23 protein-coding genes are annotated in these 21,129 nt (G+C 50.4%); 11 read left to right on the forward strand and 12 right to left on the reverse strand.

Annotation, left to right across the window (positions count from 1 at the left end; translation table 11 throughout):
- Positions 1 to 39 precede the first annotated feature (39 nt).
- The gene (locus IE054_RS07880; RefSeq protein ID WP_189405087.1) at positions 40 to 471 is read right to left on the reverse strand and encodes an Rrf2 family transcriptional regulator; all 432 of its coding nucleotides are present in this window, start codon (positions 469 to 471) and stop codon (positions 40 to 42) included.
- Between the two features lie 124 nt (positions 472 to 595).
- Here IE054_RS07880 and IE054_RS07885 point away from each other — a divergent pair, with 124 nt between their 5' ends.
- The 11 genes from IE054_RS07885 to IE054_RS07935 all read left to right on the forward strand — a co-directional run bounded on the left by IE054_RS07885 (position 596) and on the right by IE054_RS07935 (position 7,649).
- Positions 596 to 817 (forward strand): hypothetical protein, encoded by a 222-nt coding sequence (locus IE054_RS07885; RefSeq protein ID WP_189405089.1) that lies wholly within the window; start codon positions 596 to 598, stop codon positions 815 to 817.
- Position 818: 1 nt separating this feature from the next.
- A complete protein-coding gene (locus IE054_RS07890) occupies positions 819 to 2,018 on the forward strand; it encodes an NnrS family protein (RefSeq protein WP_189405091.1) in 1,200 nt (399 codons plus the stop codon).
- A gap of 82 nt (positions 2,019 to 2,100) precedes the next feature.
- A complete protein-coding gene (locus IE054_RS07895; RefSeq protein WP_189405093.1) occupies positions 2,101 to 3,009 on the forward strand; it encodes an HPP family protein in 909 nt (302 codons plus the stop codon).
- 177 nt (positions 3,010 to 3,186) lie between these two features.
- Entirely contained in the window at positions 3,187 to 3,378 is a 192-nt protein-coding gene (locus IE054_RS07900; RefSeq protein WP_189405095.1) for a hypothetical protein, read from the forward strand.
- Positions 3,365 to 3,568, forward strand: coding sequence for a hypothetical protein (locus IE054_RS07905; RefSeq protein ID WP_189405097.1), 204 nt, complete (start codon positions 3,365 to 3,367; stop codon positions 3,566 to 3,568). The genes IE054_RS07900 and IE054_RS07905 overlap by 14 nt, the downstream gene beginning before the upstream one ends.
- A 38-nt stretch (positions 3,569 to 3,606) precedes the next feature.
- Positions 3,607 to 3,972, forward strand: a complete 366-nt coding sequence (locus tag IE054_RS07910) for a hypothetical protein (RefSeq protein WP_189405099.1) — start codon at positions 3,607 to 3,609, stop codon at positions 3,970 to 3,972.
- Positions 3,973 to 4,087: 115 nt separating this feature from the next.
- Complete coding sequence (locus IE054_RS07915; RefSeq protein WP_189405101.1) at positions 4,088 to 4,414, forward strand: metalloregulator ArsR/SmtB family transcription factor; 327 nt, start codon at positions 4,088 to 4,090, stop codon at positions 4,412 to 4,414.
- Between the two features lie 13 nt (positions 4,415 to 4,427).
- Complete coding sequence (locus IE054_RS07920; RefSeq protein ID WP_189405103.1) at positions 4,428 to 4,904, forward strand: arsenate reductase ArsC; 477 nt, start codon at positions 4,428 to 4,430, stop codon at positions 4,902 to 4,904.
- Positions 4,901 to 5,617, forward strand: a complete 717-nt coding sequence (gene arsH / locus IE054_RS07925; protein ID WP_189405105.1) for an arsenical resistance protein ArsH — start codon at positions 4,901 to 4,903, stop codon at positions 5,615 to 5,617. The genes IE054_RS07920 and arsH overlap by 4 nt, the downstream gene beginning before the upstream one ends.
- 9 nt (positions 5,618 to 5,626) lie before the next feature.
- A complete protein-coding gene (gene arsB, locus IE054_RS07930; RefSeq protein ID WP_189405107.1) occupies positions 5,627 to 6,643 on the forward strand; it encodes an ACR3 family arsenite efflux transporter in 1,017 nt (338 codons plus the stop codon).
- Positions 6,644 to 6,812: 169 nt separating this feature from the next.
- Positions 6,813 to 7,649 (forward strand): DUF4198 domain-containing protein, encoded by an 837-nt coding sequence (locus tag IE054_RS07935; RefSeq protein ID WP_189405108.1) that lies wholly within the window; start codon positions 6,813 to 6,815, stop codon positions 7,647 to 7,649.
- Positions 7,650 to 7,697: 48 nt separating this feature from the next.
- On the opposite strand, the gene IE054_RS07940 is transcribed toward IE054_RS07935, so the two are convergent.
- The 11 genes from IE054_RS07940 to IE054_RS07990 all read right to left on the reverse strand — a co-directional run bounded on the left by IE054_RS07940 (position 7,698) and on the right by IE054_RS07990 (position 20,882).
- On the reverse strand, positions 7,698 to 8,084 hold the full coding sequence (locus tag IE054_RS07940; RefSeq protein ID WP_189405110.1) for a Na+/H+ antiporter subunit G: 387 nt from the start codon (positions 8,082 to 8,084) through the stop codon (positions 7,698 to 7,700).
- Between the two features lie 8 nt (positions 8,085 to 8,092).
- The gene (locus IE054_RS07945) at positions 8,093 to 8,362 is read right to left on the reverse strand and encodes a K+/H+ antiporter subunit F (RefSeq protein WP_189405112.1); all 270 of its coding nucleotides are present in this window, start codon (positions 8,360 to 8,362) and stop codon (positions 8,093 to 8,095) included.
- Positions 8,356 to 8,856 (reverse strand): Na+/H+ antiporter subunit E, encoded by a 501-nt coding sequence (locus IE054_RS07950; RefSeq protein ID WP_189405114.1) that lies wholly within the window; start codon positions 8,854 to 8,856, stop codon positions 8,356 to 8,358. The genes IE054_RS07945 and IE054_RS07950 overlap by 7 nt, the downstream gene beginning before the upstream one ends.
- Positions 8,853 to 10,379: a monovalent cation/H+ antiporter subunit D gene (locus IE054_RS07955; protein ID WP_189405116.1), complete on the reverse strand. Its 1,527-nt coding sequence runs from the start codon at positions 10,377 to 10,379 to the stop codon at positions 8,853 to 8,855. Before IE054_RS07955 ends, IE054_RS07950 begins: the two co-directional genes overlap by 4 nt.
- On the reverse strand, positions 10,376 to 10,744 hold the full coding sequence (locus tag IE054_RS07960) for a Na+/H+ antiporter subunit C (RefSeq protein WP_189405118.1): 369 nt from the start codon (positions 10,742 to 10,744) through the stop codon (positions 10,376 to 10,378). The genes IE054_RS07955 and IE054_RS07960 overlap by 4 nt, the downstream gene beginning before the upstream one ends.
- On the reverse strand, positions 10,744 to 13,539 hold the full coding sequence (locus IE054_RS07965) for a monovalent cation/H+ antiporter subunit A (protein ID WP_189405120.1): 2,796 nt from the start codon (positions 13,537 to 13,539) through the stop codon (positions 10,744 to 10,746). Before IE054_RS07965 ends, IE054_RS07960 begins: the two co-directional genes overlap by 1 nt.
- Positions 13,540 to 14,025: 486 nt before the next feature.
- Positions 14,026 to 16,605, reverse strand: a complete 2,580-nt coding sequence (locus IE054_RS07970; protein ID WP_189405122.1) for a DUF2339 domain-containing protein — start codon at positions 16,603 to 16,605, stop codon at positions 14,026 to 14,028.
- A 164-nt stretch (positions 16,606 to 16,769) separates the two neighbouring features.
- Positions 16,770 to 17,954 (reverse strand): elongation factor Tu, encoded by a 1,185-nt coding sequence (gene tuf, locus IE054_RS07975; RefSeq protein ID WP_189405124.1) that lies wholly within the window; start codon positions 17,952 to 17,954, stop codon positions 16,770 to 16,772.
- Positions 17,955 to 18,016: 62 nt separating this feature from the next.
- The gene (fusA, locus tag IE054_RS07980) at positions 18,017 to 20,119 is read right to left on the reverse strand and encodes an elongation factor G (protein ID WP_189405126.1); all 2,103 of its coding nucleotides are present in this window, start codon (positions 20,117 to 20,119) and stop codon (positions 18,017 to 18,019) included.
- A gap of 27 nt (positions 20,120 to 20,146) precedes the next feature.
- Positions 20,147 to 20,617 carry a 30S ribosomal protein S7 gene (gene rpsG, locus IE054_RS07985; protein WP_189405134.1) on the reverse strand — a complete coding sequence of 157 codons (471 nt, stop codon included), beginning with the start codon at positions 20,615 to 20,617 and terminating at the stop codon, positions 20,147 to 20,149.
- Between the two features lie 76 nt (positions 20,618 to 20,693).
- Positions 20,694 to 20,882, reverse strand: a complete 189-nt coding sequence (locus IE054_RS07990) for an uS12 family ribosomal protein (RefSeq protein WP_189405769.1) — start codon at positions 20,880 to 20,882, stop codon at positions 20,694 to 20,696.
- Positions 20,883 to 21,129: the final 247 nt, after the last annotated feature.

Raw genomic sequence — 21,129 nt, forward strand, 5'->3', positions numbered from 1 at the left:
TTGCCAGCTTGTTACAACGTTGCCGATACACAAACCGCGCTAACTAATGTCCAGTATTTGTCTCAGAGGGGCTGCGTTCTCTCCAAGCAAATCGTTCAGGGTATATTTCGACAATTCATTCAAAAAAGCTTCTGTGGCCTGCACAAAAATTCCTTTGAGCCGGCATGCCGGCAAGATCAGACAAGCGGGTGACTGACAATCAATGATATTAAGGTTTTTTTCGAGCAACTTCACCATGTCACCAAGGTTTAGTTCATCAGGTTTTCGCGATAGCCGGATCCCCCCGTTTTTCCCGCGCACAGTTTCAATCACTCCCGCTCTTCCAAGATGATGTACGAGCTTGTTTACGTTATTTCTTGATAAGCCGTACATGTCAGATACCTCATCAATGCTAGCTCGCTTGTCGTGGGGTAAAAGCGCAAGATAGATGAGTACGCGAAGGCCATAATCTGTATATCTGGTTAGTTGCAAGATAACACTCCTCAAGTCCATTGTGCGCATTGACGGTTCATGCGCGACACATATTCATATGTTGACTGCATTAAAACATACATCTAATATGCACTTATTGAAAGATGCAAATAGGATGTATGTTATGAGTCACGGCTTTTTACTTCGCGCGTCAAATTTCTCTATGCTGCTGACACTTCTGGCTTTCGCTATCTGTACGACGCTCGCCTACGGCTTTGAATCTAAATTTCCCCTGTTTATCATCGCGATGTTGCATATCGCACAAATCCTTCTTGCAGGTCTGTTTAAGGTGTCCTACGTGACGAGGCTGGTGTCTTTGAAACAGTTGGGACGGCAGGTAAATTAACATGAGTAACACCCCGTCTGAGTTGCAAACACATGCACCAATCTGGAGACAGGCCTTTCGTCCTTTGTTCCTGCTTGGAGCTATTTTCAGCGCAAGCGCGATTATTATTTGGGTACTTCAGCGCTATTTACTGGTGAGTGTCCTGCCGCAGGACAATGCTTTATTCTGGCATATGCATGAAATGCTGTTCGGCTTCGCCGGAGCCATTGTCGTAGGCTTTTTGCTTACGGCTGTACAAAACTGGACGGGACTACGGGCCATGCATGGCAAAGTACTGCAGGTGCTGGTGTGTCTTTGGTTAGCAGCCAGGTTCGGAATGGCGTTTGGCAGTCCTGCGCTTGCTTTTCCTGTCATGATAATGAACGTAGGGTTTTACAGTTTGGCCGCTTTTTTCTTTGCCAGGCTGCTGATAAAAGCCCGCAATAAAAGAAATTATTTTTTTATACCGGCCCTGCTTTTTCTCGGAGCGCTGAGTGGCTTAACGCAGTATGGCGTGGAGGTAGAAAATCTATTCATTCAAATGAGTGCCATGTATGGCGCAGTTCTGCTTATTAGCCAAATGATAATAATTGTAGGCGGGCGTATTATCCCCCTTTTCACAGCGAGCGGAACGCAAACTGAATGCGTCTCACCGGTCAGGTGGCTTAACGTTTGTATCTACCTGGTCTCATGGCTTTCTATTCCACTGCTATTGCTAGGTAACCATGACGAAGCATTCAGACTAGTCGCTGGTCTGACCCTGCTGATTGCCGCCGGCGCTAATGCAGTTCGGGTTGTACACTGGTATCAACATCAAATATGGGCTTTGCCGCTAGTCTGGTCTTTGCATATAGGCTACGGATTTATTCCCGTGGGCCAGGGGCTACTGGCACTTCACTTCTTAGGCTTTGGGGTGACAATGAGCGCCGGCATTCATGCCCTGGCCGGTGGCGCAATGGGGACCATGATCCTGGCAATGATATCGCGTGTAAGCCTGGGGCATACAGGACGCCCCCTATTAGCAAACCGGTTTACTACCGTGTCGCTGGCGTGCATTGCTATCGCCGGTCTGCTGCGGGTATTAACGGCGATTTTTCCTGCCTTTTTTGGTTCTCAGACGCTAATTCTTGTCGCTGCTCTATGGTCATTAGCGTTCCTTCTGTTCATCATAAACTACTGGAAGGTCTTAATCTCGCCGAGAGTCGACAGAAAAATAGGTTAGCCTCTGCAACTTCGATAATAGTGTGTCGCAATGGATGATATGCTTCTTTTTTCAAGATCTGCATACAGGCTTTGTCGACGCCATGTTTCAAGTTGTACTTCGTTTTATTGGCATTCAGAGTAAGGTTGTCGCATCGGAAAAGGCGGTCGCGACGCTAGGTGGCATGATAGCCATTTTCTCTTGCTTCACCATCACCGCTTTATTTACCGATTCAACCGGCGCTGTCGCTATTCTGCCTTCGATGGGCGCTGCTACGGTGTTGCTGTTCGCAGTGCCACACGGCCAGCTCTCCACGCCCTGGGCACTGTTTGCTGGCAACCTGTTCTCTGCCGCTATCGGTGTCACCTGTGCTTATTATGTCGAAGGCATCTACCTGGCTGCGCCACTGGCCGTCTCGGTGTCCATACTGGTTATGCACTTAACACGCTCATTGCATCCTCCGGGTGGCGCAACAGCGCTGGCCGCTGTGATAGGCGGAGACGCAATCGCAGATCTTGGCTACTGGTATATCGTGACACCCACTCTGTTTAACTGCTTTATCCTTTTCGCCATTGCACTTATTTTTAATAACCTGTTTGTATGGAGAAGATATCCACAGAGTCTTATGCAATACCACGAAGCCGGATATCACCCCGATACCCGACGGATAAAAATGCGGCATATTCATGCGGCTATAGCGCGCTCAGAGCTGGTTATTGACGCGAGTGATGAACAAATCAAGCATATCATTGACTTGGCCGACGAAATCTTACATCAAGAACTGATTGCCGGGTCCGAGCTTGAGCTCGGCGCTTATTATACAAACAATAAGCCAGGCCCACGTTGGTCTGTACGCCAGGTAACAGATCAGCGTAAAGACTACGACACAGATCAGTACGTTTTAACCTATCGCGTGATCGAAGGTGAAGGCAAAGGCCAATCACAGACTTGCTCATTTACAGAGTTTGCTAAGTGGGCAAGTTCCAGAATTCATCCAAGAAACCCGGGGTAGCAAGCTTCCAATAAACGCCCACCCAGCAGTTAGGTCAGCACTGTGGCTTGAAACGAGTAAGTAAGCAGACTCTTAAACAGCCGTTAGAATTGCACCTATGGCCAGTATCCGAATAGCTTAGCTTCGTTTACTCTGTGATGGCCTTTACATGAAGGCGTCACTTTCTAAGGACAGAAAATGAAAGAGCTAAATGAAGTTGATGATGTGAGCGGTGGTGATGCATGCACCAACGCGTTTGAGTTAAGTTATGGCGTAATTGGTGGGTCGCTGGGGCTGATTTTCGGTCCCGCCGGTGGTGTTGCGGGATTTAGTGCTGGCTATTCCTTCGGCGCAATCCTGGCAGAGGGCATTTGCTATGACGCAAATTAATGATGTGTTAAGCGATTCAGACATTGGTCAGGTAAGCGGTGCTGGCTGGTGCGAAGCCGGTTTTATGGTAGCCGGTGGATTATTAGGTGGTGGTATCGGCGGCTATCTCAGTGGCGGCTTTGGCGCGGCGGGTGGATTTACGCTGGGTGTAGCGCTGGGACAGGATGTCGGCGATATGATCTGTTCGTAACTCAGAGCCTTCGGGCTCTTTTAATGGAGGACAGCCTGATGGCCAGAGCATACCCGATTTCATCACTTATTGTTCTGCTGACACTTATTGTCATAATCACATTAGAAGTAAACTCGCCGCTCTCATTATTTGACCTTGGTAAAGTAGTAATAGGACTGCTGTTTCTGAAGCTATTGTACGGTGCAAAACTGTGCGTAAGCGAACAGTCAGTTTGCCTGTCGCCTGTTTTTTCAAAATCGGTATGGCTTCGGTTAGCTGATATTTCGTTTGTCAGGCAACGTGGAAAATTCGCTATCGAAATAGGAACAATGTCGGGCGCAATAAACATACTTCACTGTGAGCGGTTTCAGGCAGACAAGTTCATCACGTTGGTTGAAAGTAAACGGGCGGAACAATACGACTAAGAGAAAAGTGGCAGCGCCCCCCTGACCTGAACAGGGCGTTTGTTGCCGATATTGCACTTGTGTTATGCCTCTTCACATGCAAAAATATACATATGTAAAATAAAGCATATGAATTATGACACCTGTTACTTTGTTTAAATGTCTTTCAGATCAACACCGGCTGCAATTGCTCATGCTTATTCATGAAATCGGTGAAGCATGTGTGTGTGATCTGATGGCGGCACTTAATATCGATCAACCCAAAACCTCACGCTGCCTCGCCGATTTGCGTAAATGCGGGCTGGTTAACACCGAGCGTCGTGGCAAATGGGTATTCTATCGTCTTGCCGACGACCTTCCTGACTGGGCCAAATCGATCATCATAACGAGTACCGGCGCCAGTTCGGACCTTATCAAGCCTGCACTGGCGCGCTTACCCGCTGACTTAACCCAATGCTGTTAAAGAGAATGAGCAAATGAAAATTTTATATATCTGCACCCACAACCGCTGCCGCAGTATTTTATCTGAGGCGATAACCAATCATCTTGCACCAGATTTGATTGTCGCCAAAAGTGCGGGCAGCCAGCCTGCCGGTGCCGTGCATCCACTGTCGCTGCATTATCTGGACGAAGCGGGCATTGCAACTGACTCGCTGCACAGTCAGTCCTGGGATGAGCTTGAAGACTTTGCTCCTGACCTGGTTATTACGGTCTGTGATTCAGCGGCCAATGAAGCTTGTCCGGTATGGTTCGGCAATGCTGTGCAAGTACACTGGGGGCTGAGCGATCCGTCGAAAGTACAAGGTAGCGATGAAGAAACCGAACACGCATTTCGCGAGTGCATCAATACCATCAGACAGCGGGTAAAGACGCTCATTCCCCTTGCCGAGCAACAGCTACGGGGACAGCCTTTGCGCGATGCACTCAATGAAAGAGGAATAAGTAAGCTATGATTCAGGACACTGATCTGCCCAATATAGAGTCGGCGCTGCTCGATATCCCTGATCAGAACAAGATTCAGGGTAGCGCTGTGGAACACGCGCCCCGAATTCTTCTGCTATACGGTTCGTTGCGAGAGCGCTCCTTCAGCCGCTTAGTGATTGAAGAGTGTGCGCGTCTGCTTACGCGCTTTGGTGCTGAGGTGGCGATTTTTGACCCTAACGGCCTGCCTCAAACGGATACCGTCAGTGCCGACCATCCCAAAGTCAGTGAACTTCGTGAGCTAATGATGTGGTCGGAAGGCCAGGTATGGTGTTCACCTGAACGCCATGGGTCGATGACCAGTATTTTTAAAAGTCAGATAGACTGGGTACCACTTAACCTGGGTGGCGTACGCCCAACGCAGGGCAAAACACTGGCGGTCATGCAGGTATGCGGTGGCTCCCAGTCGTTTAATGTGGTGAATCAGCTACGAACGCTGGGACGCTGGATGCGTATGGTCACGATTCCCAACCAGTCATCTGTGCCGAAAGCCTTTCTGGAATTTGATGATAACAACCGAATGAAACCCTCATCCTACTACAACCGCATTGTTGATGTGATGGAGGAACTGGTGAAATTCACGTTGCTGCTGCGCGGCAATAAAGATTACTTTGTCGACCGCTACTCTGAGCGTTGTGAAAGCGCAGATGAGGTCAGTGCCCGGGTCAATCAGCGTTCTTTATAGGAGTTAAACATGGGATTATTTGAACGGTATTTATCGGTCTGGGTGGCTCTGGCTATTTTAGCTGGTATGGCCGCCGGCATGCTGGTGCCTGGCGTATTTGAAACCATCGCGGCTTTTGAGTACGCACATGTGAATCTGGTGATTGCAGTACTCATCTGGCTGATGATTTATCCTATCATGGTACAGGTTGATTTCTCTTCCATTAAAGATGTGGGCAAAAAGCCAAAAGGCCTGATCCTCACGCTCGTGATTAACTGGCTGATCAAGCCGTTTTCTATGGCGCTGCTGGGCTGGCTGTTCTTTAAAGGCCTGTTTGCCGACTGGGTCGATCCACAAACGGCATCAGAATATATTGCTGGCATGATCCTGCTTGGCGTCGCGCCCTGCACAGCAATGGTATTTATCTGGAGTCAGCTGACCAAAGGTGATGCGAATTACACGCTGGTACAGGTGTCCATCAATGATGTCATAATGATTTTTGCGTTTGCACCTATCGCAGGACTGCTGCTGGGTGTCACAGATATTACCGTGCCATGGGACACGCTGTTGCTGTCGGTGGTGCTGTATGTGGTTATCCCGCTGGTTGCCGGAGCCCTTACCCGCAACAAGCTCGATAAGGCTGACGATCATTCCAGACTCAACCACTTTTTAGCCGCAATGAAACCCTGGTCCATTGTCGGGTTGCTGGCCACTGTTTTCCTGCTGTTTGGCTTTCAGTCAGAAACCATTATAGAGAAGCCGCAGGCGATCGTGCTCATTGCCATTCCACTGCTCATTCAGACATACGGTATTTTTGCTATCGCTTACCTGCTGGCCAGACAGCTGAAACTGCCGCATAACGTCGCGGCGCCAGCGTGCATGATTGGCACATCGAACTTCTTTGAGCTGGCGGTCGCGGTGGCCATTTCCGTATTCGGGTTGCACTCCGGCGCGGCTCTGGCAACGGTAGTGGGCGTACTGGTAGAGGTGCCGGTAATGTTATCGTTGGTGTGGTTTGCCAATCGTACCCGACACTGGTTTGCTTAGCATGCAACCCTGTCGTTGTTCGACGCGCCCTTAACATGATTAATTAACGACTAAACGCGCCGTGCAGTGCCTCTGAACGGCGCGCTTTGTCAGAGAAGGCGCAACTGCATCCAATTTCACCGGTCAAACGTATCTTTTCCATCGATACGTATGTTTGAAGGAAACAATAATGACGAACAGGGTGAAATTGAAATTTATCGGTCTGTGCTGCCTGCTAACGGCCTTTACCCCGCATTTACACGCACATGACTTCTGGCTGGAGCCCGGTCAGTTCTATTATGAGTCGGCTACGTCTGTGCCGATTCAGTTTAAAGTGGGTCACAATAAGGATGCCGACAACTGGAATCTTACCTGGGATAAAGTTGTTGCCCTACGCAGTTATTCATCAACAGGCGTGACCGATATGGCCGCCAGCATTATTCCAAGATCAGGATTTATGCCCGGCGTTGCTAAACTACAGAAGCGTAAGCCCGGCTCCTATGTAATTGGGTTTGAAAGCTACCATAGCGTAAGTACGCTTGACGCGGAAAAATTTAATGGTTATTTAGAAGAGGAAGGCCTTAAGCAAATTCAGACCCACAGACGTGAAAATGACTTAAGTAATACTCCGGGTACGGAAATATACTCCCGCAAAGCCAAAAGCATTGTACAAATAGGCAATACGCTGTCCGACACCGTTACCCGCCCCATCGGCCACACACTTGAAATTATTCCTCTTCAGCATCCTGCCAGTTTGAAGGAAGACGGCGCGTTACCGGTGCAGGTATTATTTCGCGGTGAGCCCCTGCACAATGCAATGATTGATGCCATGCCACTGGGTGAGGCCAGTCATCAGATACAGACATTGACCACTGACAAAAACGGCAATGCGACCTTTCACTTTACTGAAAGCGGTCCGGTCAAGCTTAACGTGGTCTGGGGGGTTCCAGTAGAAAATAACGACCGCGCCGACTATGAAACGTACTTTTCCAGTCTGACATTTACGGTGAGCCGCACCAGTAGCTGATAACCGGCGAACCTGCCCGTGACACCTAAGTGGCGGCCTGTCGTGCCGCTATTTAGTGTCGTCAGCCTCGTTCTCTGTTTCTGGCGGGCGCTGCGCCCTGGCTGTTATCACCATGTGCTGATTGCGGGTTTTATCCATCATTTTTGCCCGGTGGTGCATGGCCACTTTCGCAAGGATCATAGCTGTAACGGGCGCTGTTATTACTAAAAACAAAGTGATCAGCAATTCATGCAGCGTCAGGTATCCATGAAGGTGCGACATATATATAACCGAGCCGATTAAAATACCGCCAAGCCCTACCGTTGTCGCCTTGGTCGGGCCATGCAGACGGCAATAAATATCCTTCAGACGCAGCAAGCCTATCGAGCCTACCAGCACAAAGGTGCCGCCTATAAGCAGTAACACCGACACTGTCACTTCAACCCAGAAACTCATACCTTACCCTATTCGATTATGTCGCCGCGCAGCATATACTTGCCAAACGCAACGCTGCTGACAAACCCCAGCATGGCAATCAACAACGCAGCCTCGAAATACAGCGAAGTGCCCTGATACATACCGTACAGCATAATTAGCGCAATACTGTTTATATACATGGTGTCCAGCGCCAGGATCCGGTCGACCAGATCCGGACCGATAAGCAGCCGCCACAGATTCAGTACCAGGGCAACGCTTATCATACCGCCAACAATAATCACGACATGCTCTAACATTTGAATATCTCCCTGATCGCTAACTCATACCGCTGTTTAATTAACGATATTATTTCCTGCTCATCGTCCGGCATGCTCAGCACATGCACATACAACCAGTTTTTGTCTTTCGACAATTCGGCACTGAGTGTGCCGGGTGTCATGGTGACGGTGTTGGCCAGTATCGTAATAGGAAAGTCTTCTTCCAGATCCAGCGGTACAGCAATAAAGCCGGGCTTAATACGCCGCATGGGACCGATGACAAGAATAGCAACCTGGACATTGGCCACAATAATATCGCCGGCGACCATCAGTACATACCGAACTGCCCTGAAAGGCCGTTTAACCTTCGGCTGAGGGATTTGAAGTGGTGCGCACAGTAACGGAATAATTATAGCGAACACGGCACCCAGAAGAATATGACCCGGACTGACGCTGACGTTAAGCATTAGCCACACCACCAGCAGCAAAAAGCTGGTTACTGGTTTTGGAATGATGCGTGAAAGCATACTCATGGCTGAGCCCCCGGCAATTGCAGTACACGCACGGCCGTGCTCAAATCATGGAGTTGCTGCGCAGCTTGCCCGGTATAGTCGGTGACAGTGGCACCGAATACCACAATGACTGGTGAGGCCAGCAACAATAACAGGACACCGCTGATCTGCCAGTACGACACCACTGATTCATCGGCTTTGTCACGCTCGCCAGCGTGGCGCCAGAACAGCGTTGTGCCGGCACGTGACAGTGCGACAATGCTAAGCAAACTCGACACTAATATAACCGGCCACACCCAGAATTTATCACTGCCGGTTGCGGCCGACTGCAAGATAACCAGCTTACCAATAAAGCCGGAAAAGGGCGGCAGCCCGGCAATGGCCATTGCCGCGACAAAGAAGAGAAGACCAAGCAGCGCTGGCTGTTCAACTTTTCTGGCAATTACAAACCGGTCTTCCGCTTTCCCCCGCTGCCGGCCAATCATATCGGCAATTAAAAACAAGGCCGCGGATATCAGTGTGCTGTGGATAAGGTAATAAAAGCCGGCGGCGCTGGCTTCGGGCGTACGAATAGCAAACGCCATCAGCAATGTCCCCACAGATATAATAACCAGGTTTGCTGCCAGCCCTCTTAAGTGTGGGCTGGCCAGTGCCCCCACGGTGCCAATAAACACAGTAGCAATGGACAGGGGCCAGATCCATGGCTGGATCACGTCGCTCAGATTTCCCGCCTGGTCACCAAATACCACGGTGTATACACGAAATATGCCGTACACGCCGACCTTGGTCATGATGGCAAACAGCGCGGCTACTGGCGCACTGGCAGCAGCATAGGTGCGCGGCAGCCAGAAGTGCAGCGGCAACATCGCCGCCTTGAGACCAAAGACGACCAGCAATAACATAGCGCCTGCTTCGGCAATGACCTGCTCGCCGGGTGTAAGACTGCTGATTTTAAGCGACATGTCCGCAATATTCAGCGTGCCTGTGGTGCCGTACAGCGTGCCCAGCGCAAACAAAAACAGCGATGAGCCTACGAGATTCAGGATCACGTAGTGCACATTTGCCAGTGTTTTTTGTTTCCCTCCACCATGGATCAGCAGTGCATAGGAGGCGATTAACAGCACTTCAAAAAACACAAACAGGTTAAACAAATCGTGCGTCAAAAACGCACCGGTGATCCCCATAAGCTGAAATTGCATCAGCGGATGAAAATACCGTCCTTCCCGGTCAGTGCCTCCAAAGGCATACAAGGTCGAGGCCAGCCCCAGAAACCCGGTAAGCAATACCAGTATTACCGCCAGTGGATCGGCAAACATAATAATGCCAAAGGGCGCCTGCCAGTCGCCAATGGCATACATGACTGGCCCCTGCTGGCTAACCTGAAACATCAGTAAAAGCGTAGCACCAATGTGCAATAACATGAGCAGCGTTACGCCAATACGACGATTAACATAGCGCTCTATACCCGCAAAAGGCGGTAGCAGAAGCAGCAGGCCACCAAGCAACGGGATTAAAATTGGCAATACGGGAAGATGTGCCATCATTTTGATTTACTCCGGTGCACGTCGCCGCCACGAGGCGTACCCGGCGGCTCTTTGCCGTCGACATAATCATTGCCAAGATCTGCCCGCGCACGCATCGATAAAATGACAATAAAAGCAATCATTGCAAATCCAATCACAATAGCCGTCAGCACCAGAGCCTGAGGAAGAGGATCCGGATAATTCTCTGCTTTTTTGAGTATGGCGGCACCGGTCAGGCTCAATCGTCCGCTTGAGAACAAAAATAAATTTACCGCATAGCCCAGCATGATTAGGCCGACAACAACGGGAAACGTACGGCCACGAAGACACAAAAAGACGCCGCTAAAGGTCATCACCCCCACACACAGGGAATACAACAATTCCATTATTCGTCCCTCACAGTTGGCCGGTGTTCAGTCGTCAGCTTGCCCAGATTCGCCAGAATTAATAAAGTCGCCCCCACCACCGTCAGATAAACACCAAGGTCAAAAATCATGGCACTGGCAAGCTCAATTTCGCCTATCCACGGAATATCAAAGTAATCAAACCACGATGTCAAAAAGGGGCGGTCAAAGACCCAGCTGCCAATACCTGTCAATACCGCCATCAGCACACCCCACGCGATCAGGTTCTGATAATTTACTTTGATGCGTGGCTTAATCCAGTCAACCCCGTGCGCAATGTACTGCTGAATCAGTGCAACAGACGTCACCAGGCCGGCGATAAACCCGCCCCCTGGCAGGTTGTGCCCGCGAATAAAAATGAAGGCCGACACTAGCAGAGCAAGGGGCAACAGACTTTGTGAAATCATCACTAATACGGGCGGATGGGCATCTTCCGACCAGGCAATCCCCTTGTCGTTAGCCGATGGCATAGCCAGTCGAATTCGGGTTAGCAGTTTAAATATTCCCAGTGCAGCAATCCCTAATACCGTGATTTCACCCAGCGTATCGAAGCCACGAAAATCAACCAGGATCACGTTTACGACATTGGTTCCGCCCCCACCGGTTTTACTGTTCGCCAAAAAGAAGTCGGAAATACTGTCCAGCGGGCGGGTGATCATCGCATAATTGATGGTTGCAACTATGCCGCCGAGCAGCGCAGCGATAGCCAGATCTCTGACAATTCGTACTGGTGATGACTCTGCCGGCGTTTTTTGCGGCAAAAAGAACAGCGCCAGCATTAGCAGGATCACCGTTACAATTTCAACTGCCAGTTGCGTTAACGCCAGATCCGGCGCCGCAAAGCGCGCAAAGGCTACCGACACGACAAGACCAACGACTGACACTGTGATAAGCGCAACCATTCGCCGTTTGTGTAAAACCGCGGTGACCACTGCACTGATACACAACAAGACTGCCAGGGTAATTTCAATGCCATTGACGCTTTGATGGGGCACCCGGCCCGCCGCGCTGTTTAGCTGCATAAGCGGTATCGCGGTAACAACAATAACCAGCAGCAACAACACGCCCACGTAGCGCTGCAGCGAGCCATTACTCAACCAGTTATTCAGACGGCTGGCCTGCGCTACCACTCCCTGAATGCCACGTTCAAAAACTAACTTAGCATCGGTTTCTGAGAATTGGGACTGAAAGCGATAGAGCCGCTGACGATATGCATAGACCAGCAGCCCTCCCAGAATTGCCACGACACTCATCAGCAGCGGCAGATTCAGACCATGCCATATCGATAAGCTGTAATCGGGCAAGGGCTGATTTGGCAGCAACGATGTCGATGATATTGCCAGTATGTCACCGACCATAAAGTCAGGGAACATTCCTACCATTAAGCAAAGTACAACCAGCAGCTCGACCGGCACCTTCATATAGCGGGGCGGTTCATGAGGCGTTTTCGGTAAATCATCGGGTTCTTTGTTAAAAAATACGTCGTGAATAAAGCGCAAGGAGTACGCAACTGATAACACGCCGCCAACTGTGGCCAGAACAGGAATCATCCAGGATAACGAGCCCAGCGTAACCTGCTCCAGGGTTTCGGCAAAAAACATTTCTTTTGATAGAAAGCCGTTAAATAACGGGATCCCGGCCATAGATGCGGCCGATACCATGGCCAGTGTGGCGGTGTGCGGCATAAATTGCCAGAGTCCGCTGAGTTTACGCATATCGCGAGTGCCCGCTTCATGATCAATGATCCCCGCGGCCATAAACAGTGACGCCTTGAACACCGCGTGATTCATTATATGAAACAGTGCGGCGATAGCAGATAATTGCGTGTTCATGCCAAGAAGCAGGGTAATCAGGCCTAAGTGACTAATTGTTGAATACGCCAGCAGCCCTTTAAGATCGTGTTTAAACAGCGCAATGTAGGCCCCGATTAAGAAAGTCATCAGACCCGTCATACTCACAACAAAAAACCACAGCTCGGTGCCGGCCAATACCGGATAAAGTAATGCAAGCAGGAAAATACCCGCCTTAACCATGGTTGCAGAATGCAGGTAAGCACTGACCGGCGTAGGGGCTGCCATGGCGTGCGGTAGCCAGAAATGGAACGGAAACTGCGCTGATTTGGTAAAGGCGCCTAACAACACGAGTGTCAGCACCACAGGATACAGCGCATGATCTCTGATGGTATCACCGCTACTTAGCACCTTACTCAGATCATAACTGCCAACAATATCACCAATGAGCAGCATCCCGGCCAGCAGTGCAAGCCCACCGGCTCCGGTGATAGTCAGCGCCATGCGTGCGCCTTTTCTCGACTCAGACTTAAACGACCAGAAACTTATCAGCAAAAATGAACTGATGCTGGTTATTTCCCAGGCCATCCACAACTGTAGCAGGTTGTTGGCCAGCACAATTGAGAGCATGGCCGTCATAAATAAAATCAGGTAGGCATAAAAACGGCCGACCGCCTCGTTTGCGGACAGGTAATAGCGTGCATAAAAGATAATGAGCAACCCTATACCCAGTATGAGCAGAGCGAACAACAACGCCAGCCCGTCAACGCGTAAGGACAGTGTTAATCCCGCGCTGGGCATCCATTGAAAATATTCGGTAACAGTTTTTCCTGCTAAGACCTGTGGAGCGAGCGACACTATCTTCGCCAGCGCTACAGCAGGCGCAAGCATAGTCATCCCTGTACAAATATTTCTGCCTAGCCGCTGTGCCACCAGAGGGACAAGACAGCCTAAGAGCAGCAAAACCGGGATCCAAAATAAGCTCATTAAGTTAACCATTCCTCTCTGGTTTTCATTATTATAAAGGGAGTATAAGAATCTCTTTTTTGGTTCTGCAGGATCATAGCACATCACCTGCTTTGAAATCGTTTGTGTCAGCATCACCGGTTAGGTTACCAGGCAAGTGACGCATGACGGTGTATCACCCTGCCCCGGTTCTGGGCCAGTGCTCCGCTTTACAGTGACTCACAGACACTCTGGTGTGCAGCCGCCTGCAGACAAAATCACTATTAAAACAATAAGCTATTCCCTATACGTATTATCTAATTATATCGGATTAACCCGTAACCTTAATTGCCTGCCTCTTCGCCAGCTATTCCCGGAATGACGGGGCGGCCTAACACTATGCCCGCCCCGCACTTTCTGATGTACTACTCAATAAGCCTGAGCATAGCGCAGTATGGCAGTAAATAACCACTCTCGCTGACTGTGCCGTGCCATGGCTGTCAGACCAGTAAGGCGCCAGGTCAGCTGTTATGAGGAGGTGCCAGTGGCTGACGCCGTGTTCAGTCGCTGGAACAGCCATCCCAGCCCGACCAGCACACCTCCCAGGCAAATAAACGACACGGCGCGTAACAAGCCTTCTAACTGACTCATGTCAATCACAAACACCTTTACCACCACAGCCAGTAATAATACAAACCCCGTGTTTTGCAGTGCAGGGAAGCGTTGCTGACGGGCCACGAGTAACAGTGCGATGGAGATCACCAGCCATACCGCAGAATAACTGTACAGTTCGGCGTCTGAGGTGGGCAGGGTCAGTGCCAGCCCGGTATCCTGAAACAGTAACCGGATAGTCCCGTTTACAAACAGCACCAGCATGCCAAGGCCAATCAAACGTAGTGGTTTAGTAAGCCTGTCGTGTACGCTACTGACAAAGGTCAGGGCACAGAGCATGGCCCCCGGAATAAGCCACAGTAACGCCAGCCAGACAACACTGGCAAAGCGAATGAAGCCGCTACTGCCCCAAAACGGATTATCCACAAGCGTGAGGCCAATATGGGAGACCAGGGTTGCCGCTACCAGCAGCAGTGAATAACACCGGTACAGACGGCCAGAAATCCGGCTGTGCCCAACCCGCCAGGCATAGATCACTGCCAGTACACTCCAGGTGCAGGCTAACATTGTCAGAGTTTGATAATTCAGCGTGTCAGGACCGGCCGTTCCCGATAGCGTCAGCATTGTTGCTGTACTGACAAATAACGCTACCACATGCATGATCGCACCCACAAACCACTGGGATAGTGCGTTCTGGCGACAATAGCGGTGACTTAACCACAGGGCGGCTAACACCAGCGGATAGGTAATATAGATCCAGTGTAACGGCCCCACTTGCGTATCGGGCTCTGTCCATGGCGCGAGCGACAGCCTGAGTAACACCAGTGAAACCGCGGTTTTGATTATCCAGTCCGGGACACGTAAACCGTAGCGCGAGGACAAGATCATCATACTGGCGATCTGAAACACAAATACCAGAGACAGCACACTGCCGGCCAGGTGCGTGCCAGCAATCAGCGCAATACACGCGTGCATCAACAGGGTGGCACACATCGCCTGGTAAGCATGCCGGCTACGCAGTGCAAACACGGCGGCCGCCACGCCGTAAAGAGCAAGCTGAACGCTATACACACCTTTCGCTACTGCTACTCCGGTGTCGTCCAGGCGACCAAGCGCGACACCATAAATCAATGGCACAGCAAGTACTGGTACTGCCGCAATCACCGGTCTGCCCGGAAACTTCAGCGCCAGCAGCGTCCCATAGGCCACCCAGGCCAGTGTTGTCAGCTGTATGAACAACGCATTGCCACTGGCGAGCGACATGACATCGCTCCCCGCTACCGGTGTCAGCAACCAGGTACACAGACCTGTCGCAACAATCCCTGCCAGCAGCGAGATGTCCCAGCGGCCATCACGCATTGTCGCCATTCCTGCTATTACACAGGGCAGCAAAGTACTGAACATATGCTGACTGTCCGACCGTGCCAGTGTGATGGTCAGCATAGTAAGAAGCGTAATGCTAAGTATCAGGCCCAGACGTGACGGCGGTTTCAATGCGTATTTTAGCGGTATTGCCTCTGACTGACGATGAATGAGCCGCCAGCCGAGCGTAGGCGTACATGCAAATAAATACACGATACCGGTAATACCGGCAAGCAAGGTTATATAATTGTCCGGTGTTACCGTCAGAAGCGCTACACAATACCAGACGATATGAAGCACGAAAGCCAGAGTGGTTAATCCAGGATATGCCAGTTTTCGCGCTACATATACCAACGATGCAGAGATCAGATTCAGGTACAGCATCAGTACCAGCATGTTTGCGCTGTCTGACTGAAGCAGCGCTGGTACCAGGTAGGCGCCCGCCAGTCCAATCAGCGCAAGCAACAGCCCCAATCGCAGCGCTAGCAAGGTGGCGCACAGAGAAATGGCTGCCAGCATGATAAACGCGACATCCGCACTGATATACCCATAAAAGGCCTGCGCAACATAACTCATTGCATAACAGGTAACGACACCGCCACTGGCGAGTGCAGCCGCCACATATGGGCTTCGTATATTTAGCGATTGCGCATGATTGTGCACGTACACTGACGCAACGATGAGACTTATGCCAAACAGGCCACCAAGGGTCAGCCTTATATAAGGCGGTAGCAATCCTGCTTCTATGGCATACATTGAAAGGAAGATACCGCCAAGCGCCAGGGTAAGCCCCCCTAACCAAAGCAGTCCGTGTTGTTTTAGCGAGTGGGTAATTTGGGCAAGGAATACCTCTGACGTCGTGGACGTCGTGGCAGGCTCAGTCTTTTGGGCTAATGCGTCCTGCGTTGCCAGGTTAGTGTCCCCCGGAGGCGCATCACGCGCATCCTCAGACTCTGGTGAAGTTTCGCTGCTTTGTTGTTCAGCAGATGGCGAAACCGGTGCCCGGTATGCAGACTTTGTCCCCATGCGCTGCACAAGCAATCTCATCTGTCGTTGCAGTGCGTTTACTTTGGTATGCAGATTAATGTTCCATATCAGCAATACCAGGACGAGAAAAAATATAACGCTTATCACCTGAAGCACTCCCTGCATTTTTTCCAGCATAACACCGAATATTACTAGGGAAGATGCGAATAAGTCTATCGCCGTGTGTCCCGGCTTTTTGGGGCACAAAAAAAGGCCACCGAAGTGACCTTTTTCAACGATCCCGGCCTGCGCCGGGATGACGAACACCGATATTAGTCGATGATCTTAGATACAACACCCGCACCTACTGTACGGCCACCTTCGCGGATTGCGAAGCGCAGACCTTCGTCCATGGCGATGGGTGCAATCAGGTCAACAACAAACTTCAGGTTGTCGCCTGGCATTACCATTTCTACGCCTTCTGGCAGCTCAACCGCGCCAGTTACGTCAGTTGTACGGAAGTAGAACTGTGGACGGTAGCCTTTGAAGAATGGCGTGTGACGGCCACCTTCGTCTTTGCTCAGTACGTAAACTTCTGCTTCGAACTTAGTGTGAGGCGTGATTGAGCCTGGCTTCGCCAGTACCTGACCACGTTCAACTTCGTCACGCTTAGTACCACGCAGCAGAACACCAACGTTCTCACCAGCACGGCCTTCGTCAAGCAGCTTACGGAACATTTCAACGCCGGTACAGGTCGTCTTCGTAGTTTCTTTCATACCTACGATTTCGATTTCTTCACCAACTTTGATGATACCTTGCTCTACACGACCGGTTACAACAGTACCACGGCCTGAGATTGAGAATACGTCTTCGATTGGCAGGATGAACGGCTTATCGATTGCACGCTCTGGCTCTGGGATGTATGAATCCAGGGCTTCGCCCAGCTCAACGATTTTCTTCTCCCACTCGGCATCGCCTTCCAGTGCTTTCAGAGCAGAACCCTGAATGACTGGCAGGTCATCACCTGGGAATTCGTATTCGTTCAGCAGTTCGCGAACTTCCATTTCAACCAGCTCAAGCAGCTCTTCGTCATCAACCATGTCACATTTGTTCATGAACACGATGATGTGAGGGATACCTACCTGACGACCCAGCAGGATGTGCTCACGAGTCTGAGGCATAGGACCATCAGTCGCTGCTACTACCAGGATCGCGCCGTCCATCTGTGCGGCACCAGTGATCATGTTTTTAACGTAGTCAGCGTGTCCAGGACAGTCTACGTGCGCGTAGTGGCGAGTAGGCGTGTCATATTCAACGTGTGACGTAGAGATGGTGATACCACGTGCTTTTTCTTCAGGCGCGTTATCGATCATATCGAATGCCTGAGCAGAGCCACCGTGTGCTTTTGCAAGAACAGTAGTGATTGCTGCAGTCAGCGTAGTTTTACCGTGGTCAACGTGGCCGATTGTACCCACATTCAAATGGGGTTTCGTACGTTCAAACTTTTCTTTTGCCATTTTCTCGTTTCCTAAGTTAAAAGTCCGACCCAATATAGACCGGACCGAACCTTCATTTAGATTTAGATTCGTGCTTCAATAATTGCCTGCGCCACATTGTTAGGCGCCTCAGAGTAATTGAAGAACTCCATGGAATAGGATGCTCTGCCCTGCGTCTGAGAACGCAGATCTGTGGCATAGCCAAACATTTCCGAAAGCGGCACCTTCGCGCGGATAATTTTAATCCCCGCTGCGCCCTCTTCCATGCCATCGATCATGCCACGGCGACGATTCAGGTCACCGACAACATCACCCATCCAGTCTTCTGGAGTCGTAACTTCAACTTTCATCATGGGTTCAAGTAACACCGGATTCGCTTCTGCGGCGCCTTTTTTGAATCCCATTGAGCCGGCGATCTTAAACGCCATTTCAGAAGAGTCAACATCATGGAATGACCCGTCAAACAGGGTGACTTTGACATCCAGTACTGGATAGCCCGCCACAACACCATTTTGCAACTGCTCCTGAATACCTTTGTCAACCGAGGGAATGAATTCCTTAGGAATTGCACCACCTACGATTTCATTGACAAACTCGTAGCCCTTGCCCTCTTCCTGAGGTTCAATACGCAGCCAGACATGGCCAAACTGGCCTTTACCGCCTGACTGTCGGACAAACTTGCCTTCCGCTTCCACTTTTTTGCGGATAGTCTCACGATAGGCCACCTGGGGCTTACCGACGTTACATTCCACTTTAAATTCCCGTTTCATGCGATCGACAATGATGTCGAGGTGAAGTTCACCCATACCGGAAATGATCGTTTGTCCGGTTTCATCATCGGTCTTCACGCGGAACGACGGATCTTCAGCTGCCAGTTTAGACAGGGCAATGCCCATTTTCTCCTGGTCAGCCTGTGACTTTGGCTCTACTGCAATCGAAATCACCGGATCCGGGAATTCCATGCGCTCAAGCGTAATCACATTGTTTGGATCGCACAGGGTATCTCCCGTGGTCACATCCTTCAGCCCGATCGCCGCGGCAATGTCGCCGGCGCGGACTTCTTTTAATTCTGCCCGTTCTTTAGAGTGCATCTGAACGATACGGCCAAAGCGTTCACGCTTACTTTTCACGGGGTTGTACACCGTATCGCCGGTGTTCACCACGCCTGAATAGCAGCGGAAGAACGTCAGCGTGCCGACAAATGGGTCGGTCGCAATTTTAAACGCCAGTGCCGAGAACGGTTCGTCATCACTGGCTTTACGTACCGCTTCGGTTTCTTTGCCATCATCCAGAATACCTGTGATTGGTTTTACTTCTGTCGGTGACGGCAGGTACTGAATCACCGCATCAAGCACGGCCTGCACACCTTTATTTTTAAAGGCACTGCCGCAGGTGGCCAATACGATTTCATTATTCAGGGTACGCGTACGCAGTCCTTCAATAAGCTCAGCCTCTGTCAGCTCTTCCCCTTCCAGATATTTGTCCATCAGGGTTTCATTGGCTTCAGCGGCAGCTTCAATCATCTCTGCCCGGTACTGCTGCGCTTTTTCTTCGTATTCCGCTGGAATGTCTTCGTAGGTAAAGGTCATACCTTTATCTTCGCTATTCCAGTTAATGGCCTTCATCTTGATAAGATCGATGACGCCACGGAAATCTTCTTCGGTTCCAATATTTAACTGGATAGGTACGCAATTAGCACCTAAACGCTTGCGGATCTGGCCCACAACGCGCTCATAATCGGCGCCTGCCCGGTCCATCTTATTGACGAAAACCAGACGAGGCACCTCATATTTATCAGCCTGTCTCCAGACTGTCTCTGATTGAGGCTCTACCCCGGAAGACCCGCAAAACACAACAACCGCGCCATCAAGCACACGCAATGAACGCTCAACCTCAATGGTGAAGTCAACGTGTCCCGGCGTATCAATGATGTTGATACGGTGTTGGTCGAACTGCTGTTGCATACCTGCCCAAAAACAGGTCGTGGCAGCAGACGTGATGGTTATACCACGCTCCTGCTCTTGCTCCATCCAGTCCATGGTGGCGGCACCATCGTGCACTTCACCAATTTTATGAGAAAGTCCTGTATAAAACAGAACACGCTCAGTGGTTGTGGTCTTACCCGCATCCACGTGAGCAACGATACCGATATTACGGTACCGCTCAATCGAGGTCTTACGAGGCATACGTCTCTCTCAGTTAAATAACGTTGATTACCAACGGTAGTGTGCAAACGCTTTGTTTGCTTCGGCCATACGGTGAACGTCTTCACGTTTCTTAACCGCTGAACCTTTGTTTTCTGATGCGTCAAGCATTTCAGCTGCAAGGCGTTGAGACATTGATTTCTCACCACGTTTACGTGCCGCTTCTACCATCCAACGCATACCCAGTGCATTACGACGTACAGGACGTACTTCTACTGGTACCTGATAAGTAGAACCACCTACACGACGAGACTTAACCTCGACAGTAGGACGGATGTTGTCCAGTGCATCTTCGAACACATCCAGGTGTGCCTTGCCGGTTTTTTCAGCAACAATATCAAGCGCACCGTAAACGATATTTTCTGCAACTGATTTCTTGCCGTCGAGCATTACGACATTCATGAATTTCGCAAGCAGTTGTGAACCGTATTTCGGTTCAGGTAGGATTTTTCTTTGACCTACGACTCTTCTTCTAGGCATTCTCTATTCTCCGTTGGAATTCAGGGTATCCCCAAAACTCATTAACTACAGTTTGGCCTTACTAAACGGAGAACCGTTAAGACTTGGGCCGTTTCGCGCCGTACTTAGAACGGGCTTGTTTACGATCGTTTACACCCGCACAGTCAAGTGTGCCGCGATAGCACAACACTCTTTGTGGGCAAGCTTGCAGGGCAGCAACGTTGCTTTTCTCAACGGGCTTTCTGCGCGGCTTACGCACTAAATTAAAAAGTACAAAAACCCGAATAACGCTATTCGGGTCATAACGTAAGCGACCTTTTGTTCGTCGCCCTTTTCGTGCCATCACTGTGCTCGTCAGCGCTGGCGGGGTGTCTGATACAAAAAACCGCGCCCACTTTGTGCCCCCTAAAGGCCATCAAAATCGGGTCGCGGCATAGTAATGATCAAACTGTCACCTGTCAAGGTGTACAAAGCATAACCAGCAAGGTTGTGGGTGCTTTGCGGCAACTTAACCGGCCAATCGGGGACGAATG

Source organism: Alteromonas halophila (genome assembly GCF_014651815.1).
GTDB classification, from domain to species: domain Bacteria; phylum Pseudomonadota; class Gammaproteobacteria; order Enterobacterales; family Alteromonadaceae; genus Alteromonas; species Alteromonas halophila.

Excerpts from the sequence above, each read along its gene's own strand:
- IE054_RS07965 (WP_189405120.1), bottom strand. The coding sequence starts at position 13,539 with ATGAGCTTATTTTGGATCCCGGTTTTGCTGCTCTTAGGCTGTCTTGTC.
- IE054_RS07940 (WP_189405110.1), bottom strand. The coding sequence starts at position 8,084 with ATGAGTTTCTGGGTTGAAGTGACAGTGTCGGTGTTACTGCTTATAGGC.
- arsB (WP_189405107.1), top strand. The coding sequence starts at position 5,627 with ATGGGATTATTTGAACGGTATTTATCGGTCTGGGTGGCTCTGGCTATT.
- arsH (WP_189405105.1), top strand. The coding sequence starts at position 4,901 with ATGATTCAGGACACTGATCTGCCCAATATAGAGTCGGCGCTGCTCGAT.
- IE054_RS07920 (WP_189405103.1), top strand. The coding sequence starts at position 4,428 with ATGAAAATTTTATATATCTGCACCCACAACCGCTGCCGCAGTATTTTA.
- IE054_RS07900 (WP_189405095.1), top strand. The coding sequence starts at position 3,187 with ATGAAAGAGCTAAATGAAGTTGATGATGTGAGCGGTGGTGATGCATGC.
- IE054_RS07960 (WP_189405118.1), bottom strand. The coding sequence starts at position 10,744 with ATGGAATTGTTGTATTCCCTGTGTGTGGGGGTGATGACCTTTAGCGGC.
- tuf (WP_189405124.1), bottom strand. The coding sequence starts at position 17,954 with ATGGCAAAAGAAAAGTTTGAACGTACGAAACCCCATTTGAATGTGGGT.
- IE054_RS07945 (WP_189405112.1), bottom strand. The coding sequence starts at position 8,362 with ATGTTAGAGCATGTCGTGATTATTGTTGGCGGTATGATAAGCGTTGCC.
- IE054_RS07935 (WP_189405108.1), top strand. The coding sequence starts at position 6,813 with ATGACGAACAGGGTGAAATTGAAATTTATCGGTCTGTGCTGCCTGCTA.
- IE054_RS07910 (WP_189405099.1), top strand. The coding sequence starts at position 3,607 with ATGGCCAGAGCATACCCGATTTCATCACTTATTGTTCTGCTGACACTT.
- IE054_RS07890 (WP_189405091.1), top strand. The coding sequence starts at position 819 with ATGAGTAACACCCCGTCTGAGTTGCAAACACATGCACCAATCTGGAGA.
- IE054_RS07895 (WP_189405093.1), top strand. The coding sequence starts at position 2,101 with ATGTTTCAAGTTGTACTTCGTTTTATTGGCATTCAGAGTAAGGTTGTC.
- IE054_RS07905 (WP_189405097.1), top strand. The coding sequence starts at position 3,365 with ATGACGCAAATTAATGATGTGTTAAGCGATTCAGACATTGGTCAGGTA.
- rpsG (WP_189405134.1), bottom strand. The coding sequence starts at position 20,617 with ATGCCTAGAAGAAGAGTCGTAGGTCAAAGAAAAATCCTACCTGAACCG.
- IE054_RS07950 (WP_189405114.1), bottom strand. The coding sequence starts at position 8,856 with ATGAGTATGCTTTCACGCATCATTCCAAAACCAGTAACCAGCTTTTTG.
- IE054_RS07885 (WP_189405089.1), top strand. The coding sequence starts at position 596 with ATGAGTCACGGCTTTTTACTTCGCGCGTCAAATTTCTCTATGCTGCTG.
- IE054_RS07915 (WP_189405101.1), top strand. The coding sequence starts at position 4,088 with ATGACACCTGTTACTTTGTTTAAATGTCTTTCAGATCAACACCGGCTG.
- fusA (WP_189405126.1), bottom strand. The coding sequence starts at position 20,119 with ATGCCTCGTAAGACCTCGATTGAGCGGTACCGTAATATCGGTATCGTT.
- IE054_RS07955 (WP_189405116.1), bottom strand. The coding sequence starts at position 10,379 with ATGATGGCACATCTTCCCGTATTGCCAATTTTAATCCCGTTGCTTGGT.